The sequence below is a fragment of the Zophobihabitans entericus genome (assembly GCF_011745665.1).
Classification (GTDB): domain Bacteria; phylum Pseudomonadota; class Gammaproteobacteria; order Enterobacterales; family Orbaceae; genus Zophobihabitans; species Zophobihabitans entericus.
Genome location: NZ_CP050253.1, coordinates 1 through 23526 on the forward strand (window position 1 = coordinate 1; position 23526 = coordinate 23526).

Below are 23526 nucleotides of genomic sequence, written 5' to 3' on the forward strand. Positions count from 1 at the left end.
GTGTCAATATCTGTTTGGCAGCAGTGTTTAGCCCAATTACAAGAAGAGCTTCCAACTACTGAATTTAATATGTGGATCCGCCCTCTGCAAGCGGAGCTGGTAGATAATAAATTATATCTTTATGCGCCAAACCGTTTTGTACTTGATTGGGTAAAAAACAAATATATCCCAAAGATCTCTCAGCTTTTACATCTGTTATTTGATACTCAGGCACCATCCCTGCATATTGCAGTGGGTACTAAAGTCATAGCCGTTCAGCCGGAACCGGAACTTGCCCCCAAAAAGAGTACAGGTAACACTGAAACCAAACGTGTTATTCCTTCATGGCAGCAAAAAGAATCTGATCAGGCTGAACATACGTATCATTCAGGAATTAATCCTAAACATACCTTTGTCAGCTTCGTAGAAGGTAAATCTAACCAGCTAGCCGCAGCTGCCGCTAAGCAGGTAGCAGAAAATCCAGGTAAAGCATACAATCCTTTATTTATTTATGGTTCCACTGGTCTTGGTAAGACTCACCTGCTCCACGCGGTAGGTAATGAGCTGATGAATATTAAAAAGAACGCTAAAGTGGTTTATATGCACTCTGAGCGCTTTGTACAGGATATGGTAAAAGCCCTGCAAAATAACGCTATTGAAGAGTTTAAACGTTATTATCGTTCAGTCGATGCTCTGCTTATCGATGATATTCAGTTCTTTGCTAATAAAGAGCGCTCGCAGGAAGAGTTCTTCCATACATTTAATGCGCTGCTTGAAGGTAACCAACAAATTATCTTAACCTCCGACCGTTATCCAAAAGAGATCAACGGCGTTGAAGATCGTTTAAAATCACGTTTTGGCTGGGGACTGACAATTGCTATTGAACCACCTGAGCTGGAAACTCGTGTCGCTATTTTAATGAAAAAAGCAGAAGAGAACGGCATCAAATTACAGGAAGAAGTCGCCTTCTTTATTGCTAAGCGCCTTCGTTCTAATGTCCGAGAGCTGGAAGGTGCACTCAACCGCGTCATTGCTAATGCTAATTTCACCGGCAAAACCATTACTATCGATTTTGTTAAAGAAGCATTAAAAGATCTCTTGGCATTACAAGAAAAACTCGTCACAATTGAAAATATTCAGAAAACTGTCGCTGAATATTATAAAATTAAAGTGGCTGATTTATTATCTAAACGCCGCTCACGTTCTGTTGCTCGTCCAAGACAGATGGCGATGGCGCTGGCAAAAGAATTAACCAATAAGAGTTTACCGGAAATTGGCGATGCCTTTGGTGGGCGTGATCACACCACTGTCCTGCATGCGTGTCGTAAAATTGCCGAATTACGTGAAGAAAGCAGTGATATAAAAGAAGATTATTCTAATTTAATCAGAACCTTATCCACCTAACTGAATAAGAAATAGATTATGAAATTTATTATTGATCGTGAAAAATTACTAAAACCGCTACAACAAGTCAGCGCGCCTTTAAGCAGCCGCCCAACGCTACCTATTTTAGGTAACTTATTGTTACAAGTCAGCGATAACACGTTGTCGATGACAGGTACTGATCTCGAGATTGAGATGATCGCACGTCTGCCACTCATTGAGTCTAACGAGCCTGGTTCGACTACAGTCCCGGCCAGAAAGTTCTTTGATATCTGTCGTAGCTTACCGGGTGATGCCCAAATTTCTATTACGCTGGATGAAACTCGTCTATTGATTCAATCCGGTCGTAGTAAGTTTTCACTATCAACACTGCCGGCAGCAGATTTCCCTAATTTAGAAAACTGGCAAAGTGAAGTGGAATTTTATATTCCGCAAAAAGCACTAAAACACCTGATTGATGCAGTACAGTTTTCCATGGCTAATCAGGATGTTCGCTATTACTTAAACGGTATGTTGTTTGAAACAGAAGGTGACTTACTACGTACAGTTGCGACTGACGGGCACCGTTTAGCAGTTTGTTCACTTTCTGTCGGCCAAACTATTCCATCAAATCAGTCAGTGATCATGCCAAGAAAAGGCGTACTTGAACTGGTAAAACTGCTTGGTGATAATGAAGATCTGATTCATATTCAAATCGGTAGCAACAGCCTGCGTGCAAATCTGACTGATTTTACTTTTACTTCTAAACTGATTGATGGTCGCTTCCCTGACTATCGTCGTGTACTGCCGCGTAATCCTGATAAAACTCTGCAGGCATCTTGTGAAACACTAAAAAGTGCCTTTTCCCGTGCTGCTATCTTATCTAATGAAAAATTCCGTGGTGTACGTTTATATGTGAATAATAATCAGCTAAAAATCACAGCTAATAACCCGGAGCAGGAAGAAGCAGAAGAGATCGTTGATGTGAATTATTCCGCCACAGAACTTGAGATCGGTTTTAACGTTAACTATATCTTAGACGTATTAAATGTACTGAAGTGTGAAGAAGTACAACTGCTATTAACTGATTCGACCTCTAGTGTGCAAATTGAAGATGTTAAAGATCAGTCTGCTACTTACGTTATTATGCCAATGCGTTTATAAGACATCTACCTGCAAACTTGCCCGGCTAACGGGCAAGTGATTACCGAGCACATCATGGCGATTTCCCGAATACTGATTCATCACTTCCGTAATATTACTCAAGCTGATTTACAGTTATCACCTCATTTCAATTTTTTAGTTGGCGATAATGGCAGCGGTAAAACCAGCCTGCTGGAAGCCGTCTATATGCTTGGCCACGGGCGTGCCTTCCGCCATCAGCAATCCAATCGGGTGATTCAATATGAACAACCTGAACTGGTTCTGCACGGTAAAATTTTATTACAAGATCAGCAACATACTATCGGCTTGTCAAAGTCACGCAGCGGTGAGAATAAAGTCAAAATTGATGGTGATGAAGGATTTAAAATTGCTGAGCTGGCACAATTACTACCCATTCAACTCATTACACCAGAAGGTTTTGACCTGCTTAATGGTGGGCCTAAATACCGCCGTTCTTTTTTAGACTGGGGCTGCTTTCATCATCACCCGGCTTTCTTTAGTCTCTGGAATAATCTGCGTCGTTTAATGAAACAGCGCAATGCTGCACTCAGACAAGTCAGTCGTTATGATCAAATTAAACACTGGGATAAAGAACTTATTCCTATTGCTGAACAAGTCAGTCAAATTCGGGCTGAATATGCAGAGCAAATCGTTCCGGAAATCATAAAAACTAGCGCCAGTTTTCTGCCGGAGTATCAACTTGAATGTCAGTTTTATCAGGGCTGGGACAGACAAACATCTTATGCCGAGATTTTGGCTCACCAGTTTGAGCGGGATCGCCAACTTACTTATACCTCACTGGGTCCGCATAAAGCCGATCTGCGTCTGCGTGTTAACCATATTCCGGTAGAAGATCTCTTCTCCCGCGGGCAATTAAAGCTACTTATGTGTGCTTTACGTCTGGCTCAGGGTGAATACTATACTACTCAGTCAAAACAAGCCTGTATTTACCTGATCGATGACTTTGCTTCAGAGCTTGATCAGGATAAAAGACAGCTGCTTGCCAACCGCCTTAAAGCGACTCAGGCACAAGTATTTATCAGTGCTGTCAGTCAGGACCAAATAACCCATATGATCGATGAAAAGGACAAGATTTTTTACGTAAGATCTGGTATAATTTCCAATTAGTTTGCAGAAGAATGACTAAGTGAGAAATAAATGTCCAATTCCTATGATTCATCCAGTATTAAAGTATTAAAAGGACTTGATGCCGTACGTAAACGTCCAGGTATGTACATCGGTGATACCGATGATGGCACTGGTCTGCATCACATGGTTTTTGAGGTTGTTGATAATGCCATCGATGAAGCGTTAGCCGGTTATGCGGACGAGGTCATAGTTACCATTCACGCAGATAATTCTGTTTCTGTTATCGATGATGGTCGTGGTATTCCAACCGGTATTCACCCGGAAGAAGGCGTGTCCGCGGCTGAAGTTATCATGACGATCCTCCATGCTGGTGGTAAATTCGATGATAACTCCTATAAAGTATCTGGTGGTCTGCATGGTGTGGGGGTTTCTGTAGTAAATGCCCTGTCAGATAAACTTGAACTAGTGATCCGCCGTGACGGTAAAGTACATGAGCAAATCTACCATTTAGGTGTTCCTCAGGCACCACTTAAAGTTATTGGCGATACTGAAAAAACCGGAACTTATGTTCGTTTCTGGCCAAGTCCACAAACGTTTACTAATATCGAATTTGAATATGAAATTCTGGCTAAACGCTTACGTGAATTATCATTCCTAAATTCAGGTGTATCTATTTCTCTTATCGATGAACGTACTGACAAGCGTGATAACTTCAAATATGAAGGTGGTATTCAGGCATTCGTTGAATATTTAAATAAAAATAAAAATCCAATCCATCCAAAACCATTCTATTTCAGCGTAGAAAAAGATGGCATCGGTGTTGAAGTTTCACTCCAGTGGAATGATGGCTTCCAGGAAAATATCTACTGTTTTACCAATAACATTCCTCAGCGTGATGGTGGTTCGCACTTAGCCGGTTTCCGTGCGGCAATGACGCGTACCCTAAACAACTATATGGATAAAGAAGGTTATAGTAAAAAAGCTAAGATTAGTGCCACAGGTGATGACGCTCGTGAAGGCTTGGTGGCAGTTATATCTGTCAAAGTACCAGATCCTAAATTCTCATCGCAAACCAAAGATAAGCTGGTTTCATCAGAAGTTAAACCAGCAGTTGAATCATCAATGGCAGACAAACTATCTGATTACTTACTTGAAAACCCAAGCGATGCCAAAATTGTCGTTGGTAAAATTATCGATGCTGCCCGCGCGCGTGAAGCAGCACGTAAAGCCAGAGAGATGACTCGTCGTAAAGGTGCACTTGACCTTGGTGGCTTACCAGGTAAACTTGCCGATTGTCAGGAAAAAGATCCTGCTCTTTCAGAACTCTACTTAGTGGAAGGGGACTCTGCGGGCGGCTCTGCAAAACAAGGCCGTAACCGTAAGAATCAGGCAATTCTACCACTTAAAGGTAAAATCCTAAACGTTGAGAAAGCGCGCTTTGATAAGATGCTTTCTTCTCAGGAAGTAGCGACACTCATCACAGCTCTTGGTTGTGGTATCGGTCGTGATGAATATAATCCGGATAAAATGCGTTACCACAGCATCATCATCATGACCGATGCTGACGTCGATGGTTCACACATCCGTACTCTGCTTTTGACTTTCTTCTATCGTCAAATGCCGGAAATTATCGAACGTGGTTATGTCTATATTGCACAGCCTCCTTTATACAAAGTGAAAAAAGGTAAGCAGGAACAATATATTAAAGATGACGATGCGATGACTGAGTTCCAGATTAGTCTAGCGCTTGAGGGTGCAGCAGTACGCGTTAATGCGCATGCCCCTGCACTGGCTGGTGAACCACTGGAAAGACTGATTGCTGAGTTCCAACAGACAGAAAAACTGATCCATAAGATGGAACGTCGTTATCCAAAATCAGTTCTTAACGAGCTCGTTTACCAACCAGCATTAACCAGTGAAACACTTAGTGATCAGGCAAAAGCTGAACAATGGGCAAAATCACTCGTCGATACGTTAACTGAAAAAGAACAACATGGTAGTTCTTATAGCTACGTTATTCACCATAATCGTGAGCGTCAGTTATTTGAACCAGTGATGAAAGTGCGTACTCATGGCGTTGATACTGATTATCATATGGATCTCGCATTTGTACAAAGTAATGAGTATAAAAAACTAAATCACTTAGGTGAACAATTAAGAGGCTTGATTGAAGACGGTGCTACTGTTCAGCGTGGTGATCGTTCTCAACCAATTACCTCTTTTGAACAAGCTGTTGATTGGCTGATGAAAGAATCTCGTCGCGGTTTAGCGATTCAGCGTTATAAAGGTCTGGGTGAAATGAACCCTGACCAGCTTTGGGAAACAACGATGGATCCAAACAGTCGCCGTATGTTACAAGTGACTATCAAAGATGCTATCGGAGCTGATCAACTGTTCACGACACTTATGGGTGATGCGGTTGAACCTCGTCGTGCATTTATTGAAGAAAATGCATTAAAAGTGGCTAACCTTGACTTCTAAGGCTTGTTCGCTGAAAAAAGCTGCTTTTATGCAGCTTTTTTTATATTAATTATTTACTCATAAGCTGATAAGATAAGCGTCTGGCGAATATAACAGGTTAATGTACGGTGACAAATTTTGATGTAATTATTGTTGGTGCAGGAATGGTCGGCTTAGCGACAGCACAGGCCCTCCGTGATAGTCACCTGCGTATTGCTATCATCGATCCAAGCTCATCACTTCATGATGACTTACCACCTGAGCCCACTCTACGGGCTTCTGCTATCAATGCTGCCAGTCAGCGATATTTTAATGAACTTGGTATCTGGAATAAATTAATTCAAAGTGGCAGAGTACTTAGTTTCGATTCAATTAAAGTTTGGGAAACTACTGGTTTTGCCAAGCTGAGTGCGAAAAGTCAGGATTATCAATATCCTAATTTGGGTTATATCATTGAAAATAAACTAATTCAAAATAGTTTATATGAAAGTGTCATAGAAAATCCAAATTGCCAGCTACTTCCCTATCGTGTTAAACATATTCAAACGGATAATGAACTAAGCCAGGTAGAGCTGGATAATGGCGATAAATTATCAGCCAGACTAATTATTGCCGCAGACGGAGCTCACTCTCCGATCAGAACAGCGCTGCAGATTCCAGTGGTGCAAAGGCCTTATCGTCATCATGCGATCATTGCTACAATAGAAACAGAGTTACCACATCAAAACTGTGCCAGACAGATCTTCTATCCGGAAGGAATTATTGCTTTTTTACCTTTATGGCAACCTAATAAGCATTGTTTAGTCTGGTCGGTCAAACCCGAAGAAGCAGAAAGATTGTCAGTCTTATCACCATTACAGTTTGAACAAACACTTTCAGATTCGACCGGACTGACACTTGGACATTGCCACTTATTGAGCCCATTAGCCACCTTCCCTTTAACCGCCAGATATGCACGTCAGTTTGTTAAACATCGTCTCGCTTTAATTGGTGATGCAGCACATACTATCCATCCACTTGCTGGTCAGGGTGTGAATTTAGGATTACAAGATTCCCGTTTACTGGCAAAAACAATTAAACGTCTTCAGTCAAGCCATCTGGATATTGGACTGGTACCGAATTTACATCAGTTTGAGTCTGCACGTAAAAAAGATGCCATTATCATGCTGGCTGCTATGCAAAGCATTCAGGATATGTTCAATGGTAATGCACTCTGGAAGAAAACTATTCGCGGAGCGGGAATGAACCTGATTAACCATTTTCCGCTAGTGAAGAAAACATTAATTAAACAGGCGATGGGATTATAACTTTCACTCTATTTAAGTCAGTCGCTAAGGAAGATTATGACACAAAGTTCACTCTATATCGGTCTTATGTCTGGCACCAGCTTAGATGGCATAGACATCGCACTCATTGAATTTGATGACCATCATCTAATAAAACTTATCGCTGCCGATTGTTTTCCGATGCCTTTTGAACTGCGCGAGCAATTACTGGCAATCTGTACCAGTAAACAAACTACGTTACAACAACTGGGTGAGACAGATGCTCAGCTTGGCCATATTTATGCGAATACAGTTAATACTTTATTAGAAAAACATCAGATTGATAGACAGACAATTGGCGCTATCGGCTGCCATGGCCAGACTATTTACCATTCACCAAGTGGAAAATACCCTTTCACTATGCAAATTGGTGATGCCAATATTATTGCAGCTAAAACAGGAATTACTACTATTGCTGACTTTCGTCGTAAAGACATGGCATTTGGTGGTCAGGGCGCTCCGCTTGTGCCGGCTTTCCATCAAGAGTTATTTGCCAGCCCCACTAAAAATATTGTGGTACTCAATATTGGTGGTATTTCTAACTTTACAATTCTCTTTCCAAATCAAATGGTTACTGGTTACGACACGGGGCCTGGGAACTTATTACTGGATTCATGGACTCAGCAACATCTGCATAAACCTTATGATCAGGATGCCATGTGGGCAAAAAGTGGCAAAGTAAATCAGGAACTTCTAAAGCATCTGCTAGACGAAAAATACTTTCATCAGCCGGCTCCAAAAAGTACCGGTCGTGAACTGTTTAATTTATCCTGGCTGAACCGTAAATTAATGCCATTTAAGCTGTCACCACAAGATATTCAGGCAACTCTGGTTGATTTTACGGTAATAAGTGTGACCCATGAGCTGGAAAAACTCAGCTTTGATCAGTCCCTTCCCTGCGAACTGTTAGTTTGTGGTGGTGGTGCTAAAAACCCACTGATCATGCAACGGTTTAAAGAACAACTCCCTGACTGGACAGTGGCCTCTACTACAGAAAGAGGAGTTGATGTAGATTATGTAGAAGCAATGGCGTTTGCTTGGCTGGCATATCAAAGGCTACATAATTTACCGGGCAATATTCCTGCAGTGACAGGGGCAAGTAAATCTGTTAGTTTAGGCGTAATTTACCCGGCTGGTTAAAGCTCTATTTAGGAACTTATTTAACGGACATTTATCAGAGGTACGCTTATGACTCAATCAACGCTAATTCATGTTTTAGCTAGTCTGGTATCAGAAAACCGCAACCCGGACACTATGGATATTGATACTTTATCGCCATTAGAGCTTGTCAAAAAGCTAAATAATGAAGATAAAAAAGTCGCTTTAGCCGTTGAAAATGTTCTTCCAGAGATTGCTCAATCTGTTAAAGAAATTGTCTCTGCTTTTAAGCAGCATGGACGCTTAATCTATATTGGAGCAGGGACCAGCGGACGCCTTGGAATATTAGATGCCTCTGAATGCCCGCCAACCTTTGGTACTCCATCAGAAATGGTTGTGGGTATTATTGCCGGAGGACCAAAAGCCATTCAGTCAGCGATCGAAGGAGCAGAAGACGACGCGCAAGCTGGAGAACGAGATTTACGACAAATTAACCTGACTGATAAAGATGTCGTCGTTGGAATTGCGGTAAGTGGCCGCACGCCTTATGTTATTGGTGCACTAAATTATGCTAATCAAATTGGAGCACAAACTATTGCCCTTTCTTGTAATGCTGATTCAGAGATTACTAAAATTGCTGATATTGCTATCTCGCCAGTTGTGGGGCCAGAAGCGCTGACTGGTTCAACACGGCTAAAATCCGGTACTGCACAAAAAATGGTACTCAATATGCTCACCACTGCCAGTATGATCTTGATAGGCAAAAGTTACCAGAATCTTATGGTGGATGTTAAGGCAACTAACGAAAAGTTAATTGTACGTGCTGTCAGAATTGTTATGCAGGCAACAGGTTGTAGTGAAGCAGAAGCAAGCCAACTGCTAAAACAAACAAATTATGAAGCCAAAACTGCTATTTTAATGCAACTGACGGGCTTAAAAGCAGATAAGGCTACTCTGTTATTAAAAGAAGAACATGGTTTTTTAAGAAAGGCACTTAACAAGCATTTTCATTCATAATTTTTATCAAAAAAACCGCAATAATTGCGGTTTTATAATTTTAAACTGACAGAACAATGTCACTAGCTTGCTGCTTGTTCCAGTTTCTCACCACCGGCTTGAATATCTTGCCCAACACCTTTTACGGTATTACATGCAGTGAGTGATAGACTTAATATACATAACATAACAGCGATCCATTTCTTCATATTATCTCCTTGAATATATTAAAATTTTATCAAAAGAATAAGAACTATAACATCTATTCTCTATGTGAGTGTTACAACTTTAAAGAAACTCTCCCCATTTTGTCCTTCAATCCGTTAGGGATAAGTTCATAAGCCATCACATATTGAGTTGGAAGACCTTCCATATTATCGATGCCAAACTCAATACTAGCCCGGAAACCAAAGCGATGATAATAATTAGGGTCACCTACAACAATTACATTGGTATGCCCCATTTCTTTGGCTCGTTCAAAACTCTTTTCGATTAGTTCTGTCCCCAGTTTCTGATTTTGAAAATCAGTTGATATCGCAACAGGCGCAAGTAATAAAGATTCAAATTTCTGGGTTTTACCCTGAATAAAGAATTTGGTCAGCATAACATAACCAATAATCTTTCTTTCCCGCTCAATCACCAGTGCTAACTCAGGAATATATTTGTTACTTTTACGTAATTTGTTTACAATTTCTTGCTCAGTGCCATCTTTTACCGGCGCACTGGCAAACGAGTTCTTAACTAAATCATAAATTTGATCAAAATCTTTTTCTTGTTCAGAGCGAATTAACATATTAATTTCCTATAATCATGATGCAAATTAGACATCACTTTTAAACACTAATTGTTAATAAAATTAGTGTTTGTGATAGGATTTACTGTCTGTTGGCGCTTCCATTCTACGTTCTAAACCATAATCTCGTATAACCTGGGCGATACGTAATGTATAACCCGAAAAAATATGCTCTCGCCCAGCTTTTTGCGCTAGTCGGTGCTCCAGCGTATTACGCCAATTTACCACGGCCTCTTCATCACGCCAGAAAGAGAGAGATAATAATTTAGATGCATTAGATAAACTCTGAAAACGTTCTACAGAAATAAACCCATCCATTTTATCCAGCATTGGACGCAGCTGCGCCGCAATATCCAGATACTCACTATTTTTGCCTTCATGTATCTCTACTTCAAAAATAACTGCGATCATCCCTACGTTCCCTTTCTTTAATGTAGATTAGAGAGATAAACTAAACTCATTAATCGTTATTATATAACCATATTAGTTATGTACTTTAAAGAATACAAATACTTTCTATTTTTATGCGCTAAAGCAGTGAAAAAAATAGCGGCTAATGCCGCTATTTAAAAGAGAAATTATTAAAGGTTGGAATCAAACACTTCAATATTCTGCAAGCCACCGTAGGTATCATACCAAGGGGTAGCAAACTCTTTTAGAATCTGATTTAGCGTTTCTACGTTTTCACGACCAACAGTATCCAGCCATTTACGTAGCCCATCACGACCACCCTTAGCATAAGCATCAACACCTTCAAACCAGGTTGCACGTCCGCCTAAGATACCGCTGTATTTAGCTCCGTGTTCACCAGCAAAACGCAGTTCCTGATGGAATACTTTGGTTGGTACACCCGCACTTAAATAGATAAATGGACGAGTTGCAATATCACTGGCTTGTTTAAAGTATTGTGCAGCTTCTTTTTGCGAGTACACCGCAACTTTACCTTCATTAAAACCATCAACATAGTTGAACAGAACCGGTACTTCCACTTTTAAAATATCGATATGATATTGTGGCTTGGTGAATTCCCTGATTGTTTCAATCACTTTTCTTGGTTTGATTTTGGCAAACTCAGGACTTTTATCGTCAGTAATATCATTATCATAAACAATAGGTTCAACAAATACCGGAATATCCGCTGCACGCGCCTCTTCCCCTAAACGTTCAAGAAAAGCATGTTTTTTATCCTGAACTTCTTTTGGATCATCCGGGTTGTAATAAACCAGCACTTTTGCAGCATCTGCACCTTTCTTAATTAAGCGCTGCAAAGACTCTTCCGCCAGAAGTTCAGGTAAACGACCTGGAGTATTCACGTCATAACCGGTTTTTTCATAAGAGAGGATTAAACCTGCATTAGCGTTTTTCTTCGCCATACCTTTAAAGCCGAGTTCTTCGTCCAGCAAGATCGCACTGACATATTTGGTCAGTTCTTCAGAGACTAGCTCTTTAAACTCATAAGCCATTTCAATATTATACTTATCTTCGCCAACAGAAGCTTTTAGCATTTTGACCATCGAACCACGCTGGTCGATCGCCAGTGCAGCAATTACACCATCCTGATTAGATAATTGTTGCATACGATTAAATTTACCACGAGAAATTCTGGTTTTACTCATAAATAGATCCCTCCTTTATGTTTGGATAACTTTTATTGTATGCCTGTCAAAAGAGAACTACAACTTACTAGTGAGATAAATAATGATTTTCATTCAAGAATAGCACTAATCATTAACCCCTAAATTTTGTGAGGAAATCCATAATATTTAGCATAAAAAGGGCAATTAACGAAAATTTGTCGGGTTAACTTTGAATTATATTCATTTCTATTGCATAATTATTGCGGTTTCTATCGTTTGAACTTTAAAGGTGAATACAGTATGCGTACAGGGAGTAAGCAAGAAGATTTAGTCAAAGTATTTCGTGACCTGCTTAAGTTAGAAAAATTTAGCTCTCAACTAGAAATAGTACAAGCATTACAAGAACAAGGATTTGAAAACGTAAATCAGTCCAAAGTTTCCCGCATGTTAACCAAGTTTGGTGCTGTGCGTACTCGTAATGCCAAAATGGAGATGGTTTATTGCCTGCCGGCAGAAATTAGCGTTCCGGCTACTAGTAGCCCACTCAAAAATCTGGTGCTTGATATAGATTATAACCATGCAATGGTTGTCATTCATACCAGTCCTGGTGCGGCACAACTTATCGCGCGTTTACTTGACTCTTTAAGCAAATCAGAAGGTATTCTTGGTTCAATTGCCGGTGATGATACAATCTTTAGTACCCCAACCAAAGATTTCACTGTTGAACAGCTTTATGAAGCAATTCTGCTGGTCTTTGAGCAAGAACTTTAATCTTTTACTCATTCTAATCAATACTCTTATAAAAAGGCTTGATAACAATATCAGGCCTTTTTATATAAGCTATCATTAGCGCTGTTTACCAACATCATCCAGTGCTTCCATCATCGGACTAATCAAATAACTTAGTACAGTACGTTGCCCTGTTTTAATTTCAGCAGAAACGGCCATTCCCGGTTCAAGCTGTCGCAATGTACCTTCCACATCTAAATGATTATCTTCAAGCTCAACAACTGCTTTATAAACCAACCCCATATCTTTATCTTCAATAGCGTCAGCAGAAATATGCACTAGTTTGCCTTTAATCCAACCATAACGGGTAAAATCAAAAGTATCTACCTTCACCACAACTTCTTGTTGTCGTTGTAGAAAACCAACATCCTGATTACTGATCCAAACTTCAGCGTTAATTTTTTCATTTTCAGGCACAACTTTTAACAGCTCCTGTGGTGGTTCAACTACAGCCCCAGCATCACGATAAACTAATGATTCAATTTTTCCATTCACTGGAGACACTATCGTATACTGTTTTAAAACTGCATTCAGTTGTTTTAGTTGTGCTTCCAGCACTTCATTTTCGTTCAGTTTATCAATTCGTTCTTGTTGTGCCTGCCTGATCTTATCCGTGACATAAGATCGCAACTCTACATCAACTTTCTCATAATTTGCCTTCGATTCACTAATCTTTATTAAGGCAAAATCGACTGAGTATTTAGCTTCCAGATAAGCTTTCTTAATCTCTAACAAACTATCCTTACTGGTCATATCTCGTTTATAAAGCCCGTCTAAAGCATCATGTTGTACCTGATAAATTGGCAACAGCTCCTGAGCCATGTTGTATTGCATCTGATAACTATCAATCAACGTTTGCAGGATTCTTTTCTCTTGCTGATATACTTGCTTGGCTTCTCTGTCTGCAGCAATTTCTGCTCTTAATTGAATAAGAACCGGAGTACTTAAAGGATCATTTAATAGAGCAGGTGGAAATTGAATCTCTTCTAATTTATCTTCATACTGCAAATGAAGAGTTGCTAGTCTCTCAATATGTAAATGATTAATTCTTTGTCTGAGTTTATTTTCTTCTATCTGTGCTCGCAAGGACTCACTATTTAACTCGACGAGCACATCACCCTTTTGAACTCTATCCCCTTCTTTAACTCTTACTCCGACAATTTCGGCCAATACCGCCGTATTAACCGGACGAGATAGCTGACTCACCACAATTTTACCTCGAGTGATCGCAACAATATCTACTTTACTTTGTGAAGCCCAGATAACAGCTGTGACAATGAGTCCAATAATAATCCATAAAATAATACGCCCTAAAGGTGATGGCGGTGTTTCCTGCACCTCTAAAACAGCAGGTAAAAAATCACGATGAAATTTACTCTTCATTGACATCAACCCCATTTTGTAATTGATGCAAATTGTAATAAATTCCCTTTTGAGCAAAGAGCTCAGCATGACTACCTTGTTCTATTATCCGCCCATGTTCCATGGCAATGATACGGTGAGCTGTTCGCACTGTAGATAAACGGTGAGCTATAATGAATACAGTTCTGTTCTCACAAATTTTATGCATATTTTTTTGAATTGCTCTTTCAGATTCATAATCCAGCGCACTTGTCGCTTCATCAAAAATTAATAAGCGAGGTTTTGTAATCAATGCTCGGGCAATACCAATTCGTTGCTTTTGACCACCAGATAACCGGCTACCATTTTCACCAACTGGTGTGTCATACCCAAGAGGGAAGTCCGAAATAAACTCATTAGCGCCCGCCAAAGTTGCCGCTTCAATAACTTGTTCTAAAGAAGCATCCGGAACGGCCAAAGCAATATTGTCTCGAATTGTCCCATTAAACAGCTGCGTCTCTTGTAGAACAACACCAATTTGTTTTCTTAGCCACTGAGGGCTGGTTTGAGAAATATCGATACCATCGATAAATATTTGGCCTTGAGTTGGAATATATAAACGCTGTAGTAGTCTTGTAAGTGTACTTTTCCCTGAACCTGAACGCCCAACAATACCAATTACCTCACCTACTCGTACAGATAAGTTAACATTCTTAACCACCAGCTCTGCACCTGGTTGATAGGAAAAATCAACATTTAGAAACCTGACGGCACCTTTAATTTCAGAAAGTGTTTGCGTATTACTTTTCTCTTGTTCAGTTGGAGAATTTAATATATCCCCTAAACGTTTTACTGAAATAGATACTTGTTGAAAATCCTGCCATAGCTGAACTAATCTTAAAATTGGTGCAGTGACTTGCCCGGCAAACATATTAAAAGCAACTAAAGCCCCAACAGTTAACTCTCCAGCAATAACTTGCTGTGCACCGTACCATAAAATCGCCACGCTCGTGAGTTTACTGACATATTGAGAAATCTGCCCTGCAATATTACCTAAAGTTTGGGTCTTAAAGCAGCTTGTTACAAATGCAGCAATCTGCTCATCCCACCGGCGAGTCATATGATTTTCAACCGCCATTGCTTTAACAGGTTCAATTCCTGTAATACTTTCCACTAAAAATGCCTGATTCTTAGCACCTTGTTGAAATTGTTCATCTAAACGTTTTCTTAATACTGGTGTAATAAAAATGGATAACAAAATATAAGGAATAAGAGAAACGATAACAATTAAAGTCAGTGGAACACTATAAAATGCCATAATGATAAAAAACACAATGGCAAACAGAATATCCAGGCAAAGCGTCATTGCGCTACCAGTTAAAAACTCCCTGACAGTTTTTAGTTCATGTACTCTGGCAACAGTAATCCCAACTTGTCTTTGTTTAAAGTAGTTTAAGGGTAAAGCTAATAAATGTTTATAGAGTAAAGAACTAAGTGTGACATCAATACGTTGAGACGTGTGAGCTAGTTGATAATTTCTCAGACCACCTAAAATAATATCAAATGTGATAATGGCAAGCATTCCTATTGCTAATACATCCAGTGTAGTTAAGCTTTGATGTGCCAGAACTTTATCGACAACCACCTGAAAAAACAGCGGTGTCACTAAGGCCAGAATCTGAATAAAGAAAGAAGCTAATAAAACTTCACCCACCAGCTTTTTATAACGCATAAACGCTCTGGCAAACCACTGCAAATTGAATTCATGCTTAATCGAATCCCATGACATTCTGCGGGCAAACAAAAATGCAGCATATTGTTCCGGAGTATCCGGTTTAATTATTTCTGGTTGCTTTTGTCCTTGTGTTTGGATTAACCATTCACCATCTTTAATCGCTAACAACACAACATACCCTTTCTCAGGAATATATACGATCGCAGGTAAGGGTAATTTACCTATATTACGAGGCAGGTGTTTAATGTAACGACACTTTAAACCATTAGCTCGAACAGCACGAACAAATTGCAATTCGATATTGTGGCTTTTATCAACATAAAACTGTTCTTTTAATGCTTCTATATTAGTTGCAATACCCCAATATTGAGCAATCAGGCTATAACTGCCCCATAAATCATGATGCATGACTTTTCATCCGTCTAAAATTATTAGTTAAATATAAAAAATAGTGGTAAGACGCTCTTACCACTATGTATAGATCTTTATGATTAACTAATAACCTGGGGCATTTGCCCAGCTTTTATTAGAACTAGTCAGCATAGAGACACCAGCAGAAACATCACTACTATCATCAGAATCATTGGCCACAAAACCAACAATATTTTGTGTCAATAATTCAATTGACAGAGAACTACCTTCTATAGCAGCTACTGGTAATGCAATACCATCATTGAAATAGTTTGTGATATCTTCTTTTAACCAAGAAGTACCGTCAGAAAACTTAATCTCATCCAGTTGATAGTTATTACTTTTAAAATGATTTTTAATAGTAATCATATCATCACTACCAATAAAGCTAATGACTAAATCATTCCCGACCTTAGACAGAACTGTATTAGAATAATCAATACCGTCAGATAACTGTAGAACATCATGTGAAGCAGTTTGAGTATCATAATTATTAATAACGTCCTGCCCATCACCTTGATTAAAGATATAAGTATCTGAGCCTGATCCACCTTCAAGAGTGTCATTACCTGTACCACCAATTAAGGTATCATTACCTTTACCGCCAGTAATAGTATCATTCCCACCCTTACCATTCAGAATAGAGTCTTCATCTCCATAAGATTTCATTACCTGAGATGATTCATCGCCGGTTGAGAATATGGTTTTAATATCTTCTTGTTTCCAGATAGTGCCATCTGCAAAGTGAATTTCATCGATTTTGTAATTTTTATTAAAAAAGTAGTTCAAGATATTGATACTATCACTACTATTTTTAAAGCTAATTAAAAGGTCGTAGGTATTACGAGTAAAAATAATATCTTCAGGAGAAATACCCTCACCAAATTGAATAACATCTGTAGCCGAATCAGCATCACTGGCAAAATTGTAAATAGTATCCTGACCATCACCTACGTTAAATACATAAGTATCAGAACCAGCACCACCTTCAAGTCTGTCATTTCCGGTACCACCAACTAAAATATCATTCCATCGGCTACCTTTAATTGAATCATTACCACCCCTGCCATAGAAAGTAGTCGCTGTATCATCAAAAGCAACCATGTTTTCATCTAAGTCATTACCGGATAGGTATACTTGTTTAATATCTGCTTCTTTCCATATCGTTCCATCAGCAAAACGAATTTCATCAAGCTTATAGGCAGCACCAAAGAAATAACTCTGAATTGTGATGCTATCATTGCTTTGACCAAATTTAATGATTAAATCATACCCACTACGAGATAATAAAATATCGCTAGCGTTAATACCGAATCCTAACTGAAGGACATCAGTGGCTGAAGTGCCATCAGATGAGAAGTTAATAATGGTATCCTGTCCATCACCCTTATTAAAAATGTAGGTATCAGAACCAGCCCCCCCTTCAAGAGTATCATTACCAGTACCACCGATAAGAAGATCATTGCCTGTAGAACCCAGGATTTTATCTCCTATAATATTACTTCCGATAGAATTACTGGCAACAGCATCATATTCAAGCCATGAAAGATGAGGATATTCAGTAATTATCTCAGCTATCGATTTCTCAAAAGCCGCAATATAAGATGAAGAATATAAGCCTAAGTTCTTACAAACATCAAGGAATTCAACTAACTCATGAAAATCCTGTTTTGCCAGAATTTCTGCCTTAAATTTATCAAAATCGATATAGGTGTCATATGTTTTTGAATTAGGATCTATCGTGATAAATGAAAATGACTCTTTATTGGTATAATAGAAGAGCTGAGCTGCAGTATAATTTTTAAATTTAATAAACTCATCATGCAATACTTGTTCAGTATTAGCACCTTCAGACGTAAAACTCTCTTGAGACAGCTTTTCAATCAGCGCAACTTCTTGTGAGTTAGTTTTGATCATCTCAGCGAGAAGTACATCATCTACTTTACCCCAACGGAAAAGTATTTTTTCCAACAATAATGACCTTTGCTGTGCACTCCCTTCTTGTAAGTATTCATTTACTAGAGTAACAAGCTCATCATCTAATGCCATTTCACTCCACAAATCACGAACGTGCCCAAACCCTTTCGCATTTGGTAAAAGCTTGATTTCATCAGTAAGCTGTACATCAGAATTATCAACTCTCAGTCCTTCATCGACATCAAACCAGACATCAACGGCATCGGCGGTTGTTCCATCGGTAAATGTTACACTACCAACTTGCTTATGAGCATTACCATTAGAATCAACATATTGGGAATTAGCATAATCTACATTAATTGATTCAATACCAGCTTCTGATAAGGTCATCAACTCGCCTTCATCAGTTATGCCATTACCATTGCGATCCTGCCATACCTTTAATTCTGAAAAGATCGAATCCTTACTATCAATGATTCCATCACCATTTTCATCAAACTCAGCTAAAGCTTCGAAACCATTGCTGGCCTTACTTCCATCACTTAATAAAGTATTATTACCAAACAATTCTGAGCCATTATCAATAACTCCGTTACCATTAATATCTCTTACTAATAACCCATCAGAAGAAGATACCCAGGCAGTACTTTCTGAAAACCCATCACTACCATAGTCAAAAAAGACTCTGTCATCCACATCAGACGTACGAGCCACAGTCTCTACACCATTTTTATTTAAATCAATAATAATTGGACTGGTGACACCTGGTTTAGATGGTTCAGGTGTTTTATCTCCCGGATGTGGTTTTTCTGGATCTTCAGAATTTCCTGAATCATCAGGATTATCAGGATTGTCTGAACCATCCGAACCGTCCCCATCTTCTCCCTCTTTTTTATCTTCTTTTCTTGATTTTTCTTCTGCTTTATAGCGATCAATAAGCTGCTGAAGCTTGCCAAGTACATCGTCTCTCCACACTTGACGCAAGTCGTAGCCCAAATCCACTAATAGACTTATAGCAATTCCTGGTATCCCCAAGAGTCCGAGAGCAATATCGCGTTCGGAAGGAAATATTCCAGCTACTTCATCACCACTTGGCAAGTTGCCATTGAGCATGCCACTAAGAATATCTGCTAATTTATCTAGTTTAATCAATCCAAGGATTTTATTCTTGGTTAGCCCTACTATTCCTTGTTTAGTTGCCTCGATCAAAATATCGTTACAAAGTTTATCTATTGCTTCCTCAAGAGTCATTTTTGACTCTTTACCACCAGTTGCGACCGCTGTATTCATAATATTTCCAATTCCTTGTGATTATTTAAATTTTTGTTATATAAAAGCGTAACTAATTTAACTTAGTAGATAAAATTTTAAAACACAAAAATGAAGTATATTTTCACACAAATAAAAAGACCGAATACTAAATTAAAGTATTCGGTCTTTTTATATCTTATTAAACACTAAACCTTCTACTCACCAAACTCATCATACCGGCGGCAAAGCACAATCGTTTCTTCAATCAGACGACGGGCAATAGTGCCATAAGGAGGGATTTTTGGTAAATCATCATAGTGATACCAGTCAGCTTCCATCAGCTCACTTTTATCAATAGTGATATCACCACTATCATAATCAGCAAGATATGCCATCATTAAAGAGTTAGGGAATGGCCAGGTTTGGGAGCTCACATAACGCAGGTTTTTGATCCTGATACTTGATTCTTCAAACACTTCTCGTTTCACCGCGTCTTCTACCTTTTCACCAATCTCAATGAAGCCAGCTAATACGGTATATAAACTCTCTTGTTTGTGGCGTACATGTTTAGCTAGTAAAATCTTATTCTTATGGCGAATCGCCACAATAATAGAGGGTGAGATTTGTGGATAATAACGCTGATGACAGTTATTACACATGCAGCACCACTCAGTCGGACTTAAATACATCTTATGGCCACAGTAACCACAATATTTATGTGAGCGATAAAAGTCAGATAATTGAACGGCCCGCCCCGCTAACTGGAAGAAGCTATCATCCGTACTATCTAAAAGCGGCCTGATTGAACCCATGTATTTAGACATTTCACGGCAAATAAGCCAGGCAGTTTTACCTTCCCACTCACCAATTGGCTGAGCATCAACACCGGTAAAATTAAACTCTTTAGCTGTACCCATTGGGACATCGCCACCTGGCAGCCATAATTTACCATTCAGGCTGACAAACCAATAGCCTGACTCATCACCGGTTAATGGCAACGGTTGCATTTGCTGAACAATACTCACTTTTTTATCCCTTACTATGTACTACAAAAAAGAGCGACCAATCGATCGCTCTTGTTATTTTGTTTATTATTACGCGCTTACTTTTTCTTTCTTTCGTGTAAGCCTTTTCTTTCCAGCTCTTTATAAATAATTTGTTGCTGAACAATCGTAAACAAGTTACTCACTGTATAGTATAGAACCAGACCAGACGGGAACCATAAGAAGAATACAGTAAAGATTAACGGCATAAATGTCATTAGTTTTTGTTGCATTGGATCAGCAACTGGTGTTGGTGACATTTTTTGGATTAGGAACATCGTACCACCCATCAGTAGTGGCAGGATATAGTACGGATCCTGAGCCGATAAGTCATGAATCCAAAGTGCAAACGGTGCATGACGTAATTCAACGGTATTACCCAGCATATAGAATAATGCAAGGAAGATTGGCATCTGGATTATTAGCGGTAAACAGCCCCCCAGCGGGTTCACTTTTTCCTGTTTATACAGAGCCATTGTTTCCTGACTTAAACGCTGTCTGTCAGTCCCAAAACGTTCTTTTAGAGCCTGAACGCGTGGTTGTAATAACTTCATTTTCGCCATTGATTTGTACTGTGCGCGTGTTAGTGGGAATAAAATACCACGCACAATAAAGGTGATAATGATAATTGCCACACCCCAGTTACTCACAAATCCTTGAATAAATTTTAGTAAATGGAATAATGGCTGAGAGATAAACCATAACCAACCGTAGTCCACGATTAAATCAAGGTGCTTAGCCGTTGCTGCTAATTCGTTTTGGATCTCAGGTCCTAGCCATAATTTAGCAGAAATGGTTTGTTCGCTGTTAGGCGCAACTTCTGTATTTGCACCTTTGAAACCAATAACAGCCTGACTACCTTTATTTAGTGACTTAGTATAAAGGATAATATCTTCATCCTGAGACGGAACCCATGCAGTTGCAAAGTAGTGTTGTAGCATCGCTACCCAACCAACCTGAGTCTCAATTAGCAAGTTTTTACTCTTAATATCATCAAAGTCATATTTAGAATAGTTCTCACTTGAACTTGAGTATGCTGTACCACGGAACGCACTTAAACCAAGTCCGCCACCGCCTTCAGTCGTTGCCCCTTCAGGTAGTTCAACCGATTGCTTTAACTGACCATACATAGAAACTTCAAGCGTATTGGCTGTTTTATTATTTACAATATAATTAACACCAACTGCATAATCACCACGCTTAAGAACAAATTCTTTAGTATACACAACGCCATTCGCTGCAGTATAAGTCATCGGTACACGTAACTCGTCACTACCATCAGCTAAGGTAAATGTCGTTTGTGACACAGAATACATTGGGCGCTTACTACTGGTTTGTGTACTGTCCGGGCCATCACGACCAGCAAGTCCACTTTCTGCAACGTAAACAAAATCAGAGCGAGCATCAAGTAACTGGAATGGAGTGCCTGATTTTAATGTTTGATCATAAGCTAACAGTTGTGCTGCCTGAACATCACCACCATATGTATTAATTGATAATGAGAGTACATCACTTTTTACTGTGATTACACTACCTTGTTGGCCTGTTTCTGTATTACTTTCGTCGCCAATCACTTGCTGATTTAATTGGTTAGCACGCTCTGGTTTTGGAGCATGATCAGTTTGCCACGCTTGCCAAAGCAAGAAAGAGACAAAAAGTAATGCAATAAAAAGTATATTACGTTGAGATGTCATTAGTGTTTTTCTCTATTATTATCAATTTTTTGGTGGAACAGGATCATCACCACCTTCATGTAAAGGGTGACATTTTAATACACGTTTGAGCGTAAGCCAACTACCTTTTATCAATCCGAAGCGCCTAAGTGCAATAATTGCGTATTGTGAACAACTAGGTGTAAAACGACAATTAGGTCCAAGCAGCGGACTAATAAAGCGCTGATAGCCTCGAATCACAACGATTAAGCACTTGGCGCCGAAGGATTCTGAGCCATTCGTTTGATCCGGTTGCATAGTTTATCCAGTAGTTCAATAATTTGTTGATTACTTAATTCAAGCACAGCCGTTCTGGCCATAACCACATAATCTAAAGGCGGAAGTTCGTGCTGATGTAAGCGAAAATACTCTCTGACCAGTCGTTTGATTCGATTGCGTTCATGCGCATGCTTAATTTGCTTTTTAGCAATAGCAAAACCAACTCGTGGATGAGTGAGATTATTAAAACGCGCTAACAGAGTAATATAAGGAGAACCGGAACGCAAAGGATCCTGAAATACGAAGGTAAAGCTAGAGGGAGTCAGTAAACGTAACTCCCTGGTGAAAGTGAGCTTAACCACTCAACAATTCATGCAGCTAATTAAAAATTAGCTTGATGCAGATAAGCGCACTCGGCCTTTAGCACGACGACGAGCAAGAACTTGACGGCCGTTTTTAGTTGCCATACGAGCACGGAAACCGTGAGCACGATTGCGTTTTAAAACTGATGGTTGAAAAGTACGTTTCATGACGATTTATACCTGAATCAAATTTATTTATCGTAGAAAAGTTTCTACATTAATTAAGAGGTCGGAATTCTACATAGAAATGACCTCATAGTCAACGCTGAATTTAGATTATTGTACAAAATAAAATGCCAGCCTTGAAGTCGACACTATTATAGGCATTATGACACCTTTATGGTATCTCGTTTTACCAATTTAAAACGAGTTATTCATTTATGTAACCTTTCTCTTTGATATATCATCTCATCAACCTTCTCAGGAATAAGGCATCTGCAAATAGCCCTAAGTATTGCTATTACCTATCAAATTAATTGTATATAACCATTTGCTTTAGAACGTAAAAACAGTCTAAATATCAGTGTCTTAGTGGACTATATCTGTTATACAAAGCGTTTTAATTAATCATAACCAATTGATTAATAAGCAGATATTATATTATTTATTAACATGATTATTAAGGTAAGTTAACATGGGAATTCTTTCATGGATCGTTCTTGGCTTTATCGCCGGTCTATTAGCTAAATTTTTTATGCCAATTGCTGGTGGTTTAGGCTTCATTAAAACAATACTACTAGGTATTGTAGGCGCAATCGTTGGTGGTTATATCAGTACATTCTTCGGTTGGGGTAGTGTTAACGGATTTAACTTCTCAAGTATTCTTATCTCCTTCTTAGGCGCTGTACTTGTTCTATACGTATATCGTTTACTGAAAAAATAATATACTCACCCACTAGCCTT

Annotated in this window: 21 protein-coding genes; 9 read left to right on the forward strand and 12 right to left on the reverse strand. The window is 39.1% G+C overall.

Annotated elements, in window-relative coordinates:
* The 7 genes from dnaA to murQ all read left to right on the forward strand — a co-directional run bounded on the left by dnaA (position 1) and on the right by murQ (position 9494).
* Positions 1-1383 carry a chromosomal replication initiator protein DnaA gene (gene dnaA / locus IPMB12_RS00005; protein ID WP_166913721.1) on the forward strand — a complete coding sequence of 461 codons (1383 nt, stop codon included), beginning with the start codon at positions 1-3 and terminating at the stop codon, positions 1381-1383.
* A gap of 18 nt (positions 1384-1401) precedes the next feature.
* Positions 1402-2505 (forward strand): DNA polymerase III subunit beta, encoded by a 1104-nt coding sequence (gene dnaN / locus IPMB12_RS00010; RefSeq protein WP_166913723.1) that lies wholly within the window; start codon positions 1402-1404, stop codon positions 2503-2505.
* 54 nt (positions 2506-2559) lie between these two features.
* Entirely contained in the window at positions 2560-3633 is a 1074-nt protein-coding gene (gene recF / locus IPMB12_RS00015; protein ID WP_166913725.1) for a DNA replication/repair protein RecF, read from the forward strand.
* A gap of 30 nt (positions 3634-3663) precedes the next feature.
* Positions 3664-6075 carry a DNA topoisomerase (ATP-hydrolyzing) subunit B gene (gene gyrB / locus IPMB12_RS00020; protein ID WP_166913727.1) on the forward strand — a complete coding sequence of 804 codons (2412 nt, stop codon included), beginning with the start codon at positions 3664-3666 and terminating at the stop codon, positions 6073-6075.
* Positions 6076-6182: 107 nt separating this feature from the next.
* Complete coding sequence (locus IPMB12_RS00025) at positions 6183-7361, forward strand: FAD-dependent monooxygenase (protein ID WP_166913729.1); 1179 nt, start codon at positions 6183-6185, stop codon at positions 7359-7361.
* A gap of 36 nt (positions 7362-7397) precedes the next feature.
* Complete coding sequence (locus IPMB12_RS00030) at positions 7398-8519, forward strand: anhydro-N-acetylmuramic acid kinase (RefSeq protein WP_166913731.1); 1122 nt, start codon at positions 7398-7400, stop codon at positions 8517-8519.
* Positions 8520-8567: 48 nt separating this feature from the next.
* A complete protein-coding gene (gene murQ / locus IPMB12_RS00035; protein ID WP_166913733.1) occupies positions 8568-9494 on the forward strand; it encodes an N-acetylmuramic acid 6-phosphate etherase in 927 nt (308 codons plus the stop codon).
* A gap of 62 nt (positions 9495-9556) precedes the next feature.
* Here murQ and IPMB12_RS00040 read toward each other — a convergent pair whose 3' ends face one another.
* The 4 genes from IPMB12_RS00040 to IPMB12_RS00055 form a co-directional block, all read right to left on the reverse strand.
* Positions 9557-9682 carry an entericidin A/B family lipoprotein gene (locus IPMB12_RS00040; RefSeq protein WP_166913736.1) on the reverse strand — a complete coding sequence of 42 codons (126 nt, stop codon included), beginning with the start codon at positions 9680-9682 and terminating at the stop codon, positions 9557-9559.
* Positions 9683-9753: 71 nt separating this feature from the next.
* Complete coding sequence (locus tag IPMB12_RS00045) at positions 9754-10266, reverse strand: GNAT family N-acetyltransferase (RefSeq protein ID WP_208293507.1); 513 nt, start codon at positions 10264-10266, stop codon at positions 9754-9756.
* A gap of 63 nt (positions 10267-10329) precedes the next feature.
* Entirely contained in the window at positions 10330-10677 is a 348-nt protein-coding gene (locus IPMB12_RS00050) for an antibiotic biosynthesis monooxygenase family protein (protein ID WP_166913738.1), read from the reverse strand.
* Positions 10678-10847: 170 nt separating this feature from the next.
* The gene (locus IPMB12_RS00055) at positions 10848-11882 is read right to left on the reverse strand and encodes a tagatose 1,6-diphosphate aldolase (RefSeq protein WP_166913740.1); all 1035 of its coding nucleotides are present in this window, start codon (positions 11880-11882) and stop codon (positions 10848-10850) included.
* Between the two features lie 261 nt (positions 11883-12143).
* On the opposite strand from IPMB12_RS00055, the gene argR reads away from it, so the two are divergent.
* Positions 12144-12614 carry a transcriptional regulator ArgR gene (gene argR / locus IPMB12_RS00060; RefSeq protein WP_166913742.1) on the forward strand — a complete coding sequence of 157 codons (471 nt, stop codon included), beginning with the start codon at positions 12144-12146 and terminating at the stop codon, positions 12612-12614.
* Positions 12615-12689: 75 nt separating this feature from the next.
* Here argR and IPMB12_RS00065 read toward each other — a convergent pair whose 3' ends face one another.
* The 8 genes from IPMB12_RS00065 to rpmH form a co-directional block, all read right to left on the reverse strand.
* Positions 12690-14015: an HlyD family type I secretion periplasmic adaptor subunit gene (locus IPMB12_RS00065; RefSeq protein ID WP_166913744.1), complete on the reverse strand. Its 1326-nt coding sequence runs from the start codon at positions 14013-14015 to the stop codon at positions 12690-12692.
* Positions 14005-16116, reverse strand: a complete 2112-nt coding sequence (locus tag IPMB12_RS00070; RefSeq protein WP_166913746.1) for a type I secretion system permease/ATPase — start codon at positions 16114-16116, stop codon at positions 14005-14007. The genes IPMB12_RS00065 and IPMB12_RS00070 overlap by 11 nt, the downstream gene beginning before the upstream one ends.
* Before the next feature lie 87 nt (positions 16117-16203).
* The gene (locus IPMB12_RS12185; RefSeq protein ID WP_166913748.1) at positions 16204-19326 is read right to left on the reverse strand and encodes a calcium-binding protein; all 3123 of its coding nucleotides are present in this window, start codon (positions 19324-19326) and stop codon (positions 16204-16206) included.
* A 176-nt stretch (positions 19327-19502) separates the two neighbouring features.
* On the reverse strand, positions 19503-20294 hold the full coding sequence (nudC, locus tag IPMB12_RS00080) for an NAD(+) diphosphatase (RefSeq protein WP_166917628.1): 792 nt from the start codon (positions 20292-20294) through the stop codon (positions 19503-19505).
* 95 nt (positions 20295-20389) lie between these two features.
* Positions 20390-22024, reverse strand: a complete 1635-nt coding sequence (gene yidC, locus IPMB12_RS00085) for a membrane protein insertase YidC (protein ID WP_166913750.1) — start codon at positions 22022-22024, stop codon at positions 20390-20392.
* Between the two features lie 21 nt (positions 22025-22045).
* On the reverse strand, positions 22046-22300 hold the full coding sequence (gene yidD / locus IPMB12_RS00090; RefSeq protein ID WP_166913752.1) for a membrane protein insertion efficiency factor YidD: 255 nt from the start codon (positions 22298-22300) through the stop codon (positions 22046-22048).
* Complete coding sequence (gene rnpA, locus IPMB12_RS00095; protein ID WP_166913754.1) at positions 22249-22623, reverse strand: ribonuclease P protein component; 375 nt, start codon at positions 22621-22623, stop codon at positions 22249-22251. Before rnpA ends, yidD begins: the two co-directional genes overlap by 52 nt.
* A 27-nt stretch (positions 22624-22650) precedes the next feature.
* Complete coding sequence (gene rpmH, locus IPMB12_RS00100) at positions 22651-22791, reverse strand: 50S ribosomal protein L34 (protein WP_166913756.1); 141 nt, start codon at positions 22789-22791, stop codon at positions 22651-22653.
* A gap of 466 nt (positions 22792-23257) precedes the next feature.
* Here rpmH and IPMB12_RS00105 point away from each other — a divergent pair, with 466 nt between their 5' ends.
* Positions 23258-23506: a GlsB/YeaQ/YmgE family stress response membrane protein gene (locus IPMB12_RS00105; protein ID WP_166913758.1), complete on the forward strand. Its 249-nt coding sequence runs from the start codon at positions 23258-23260 to the stop codon at positions 23504-23506.
* The last annotated feature ends 20 nt before the right edge of the window (positions 23507-23526 follow it).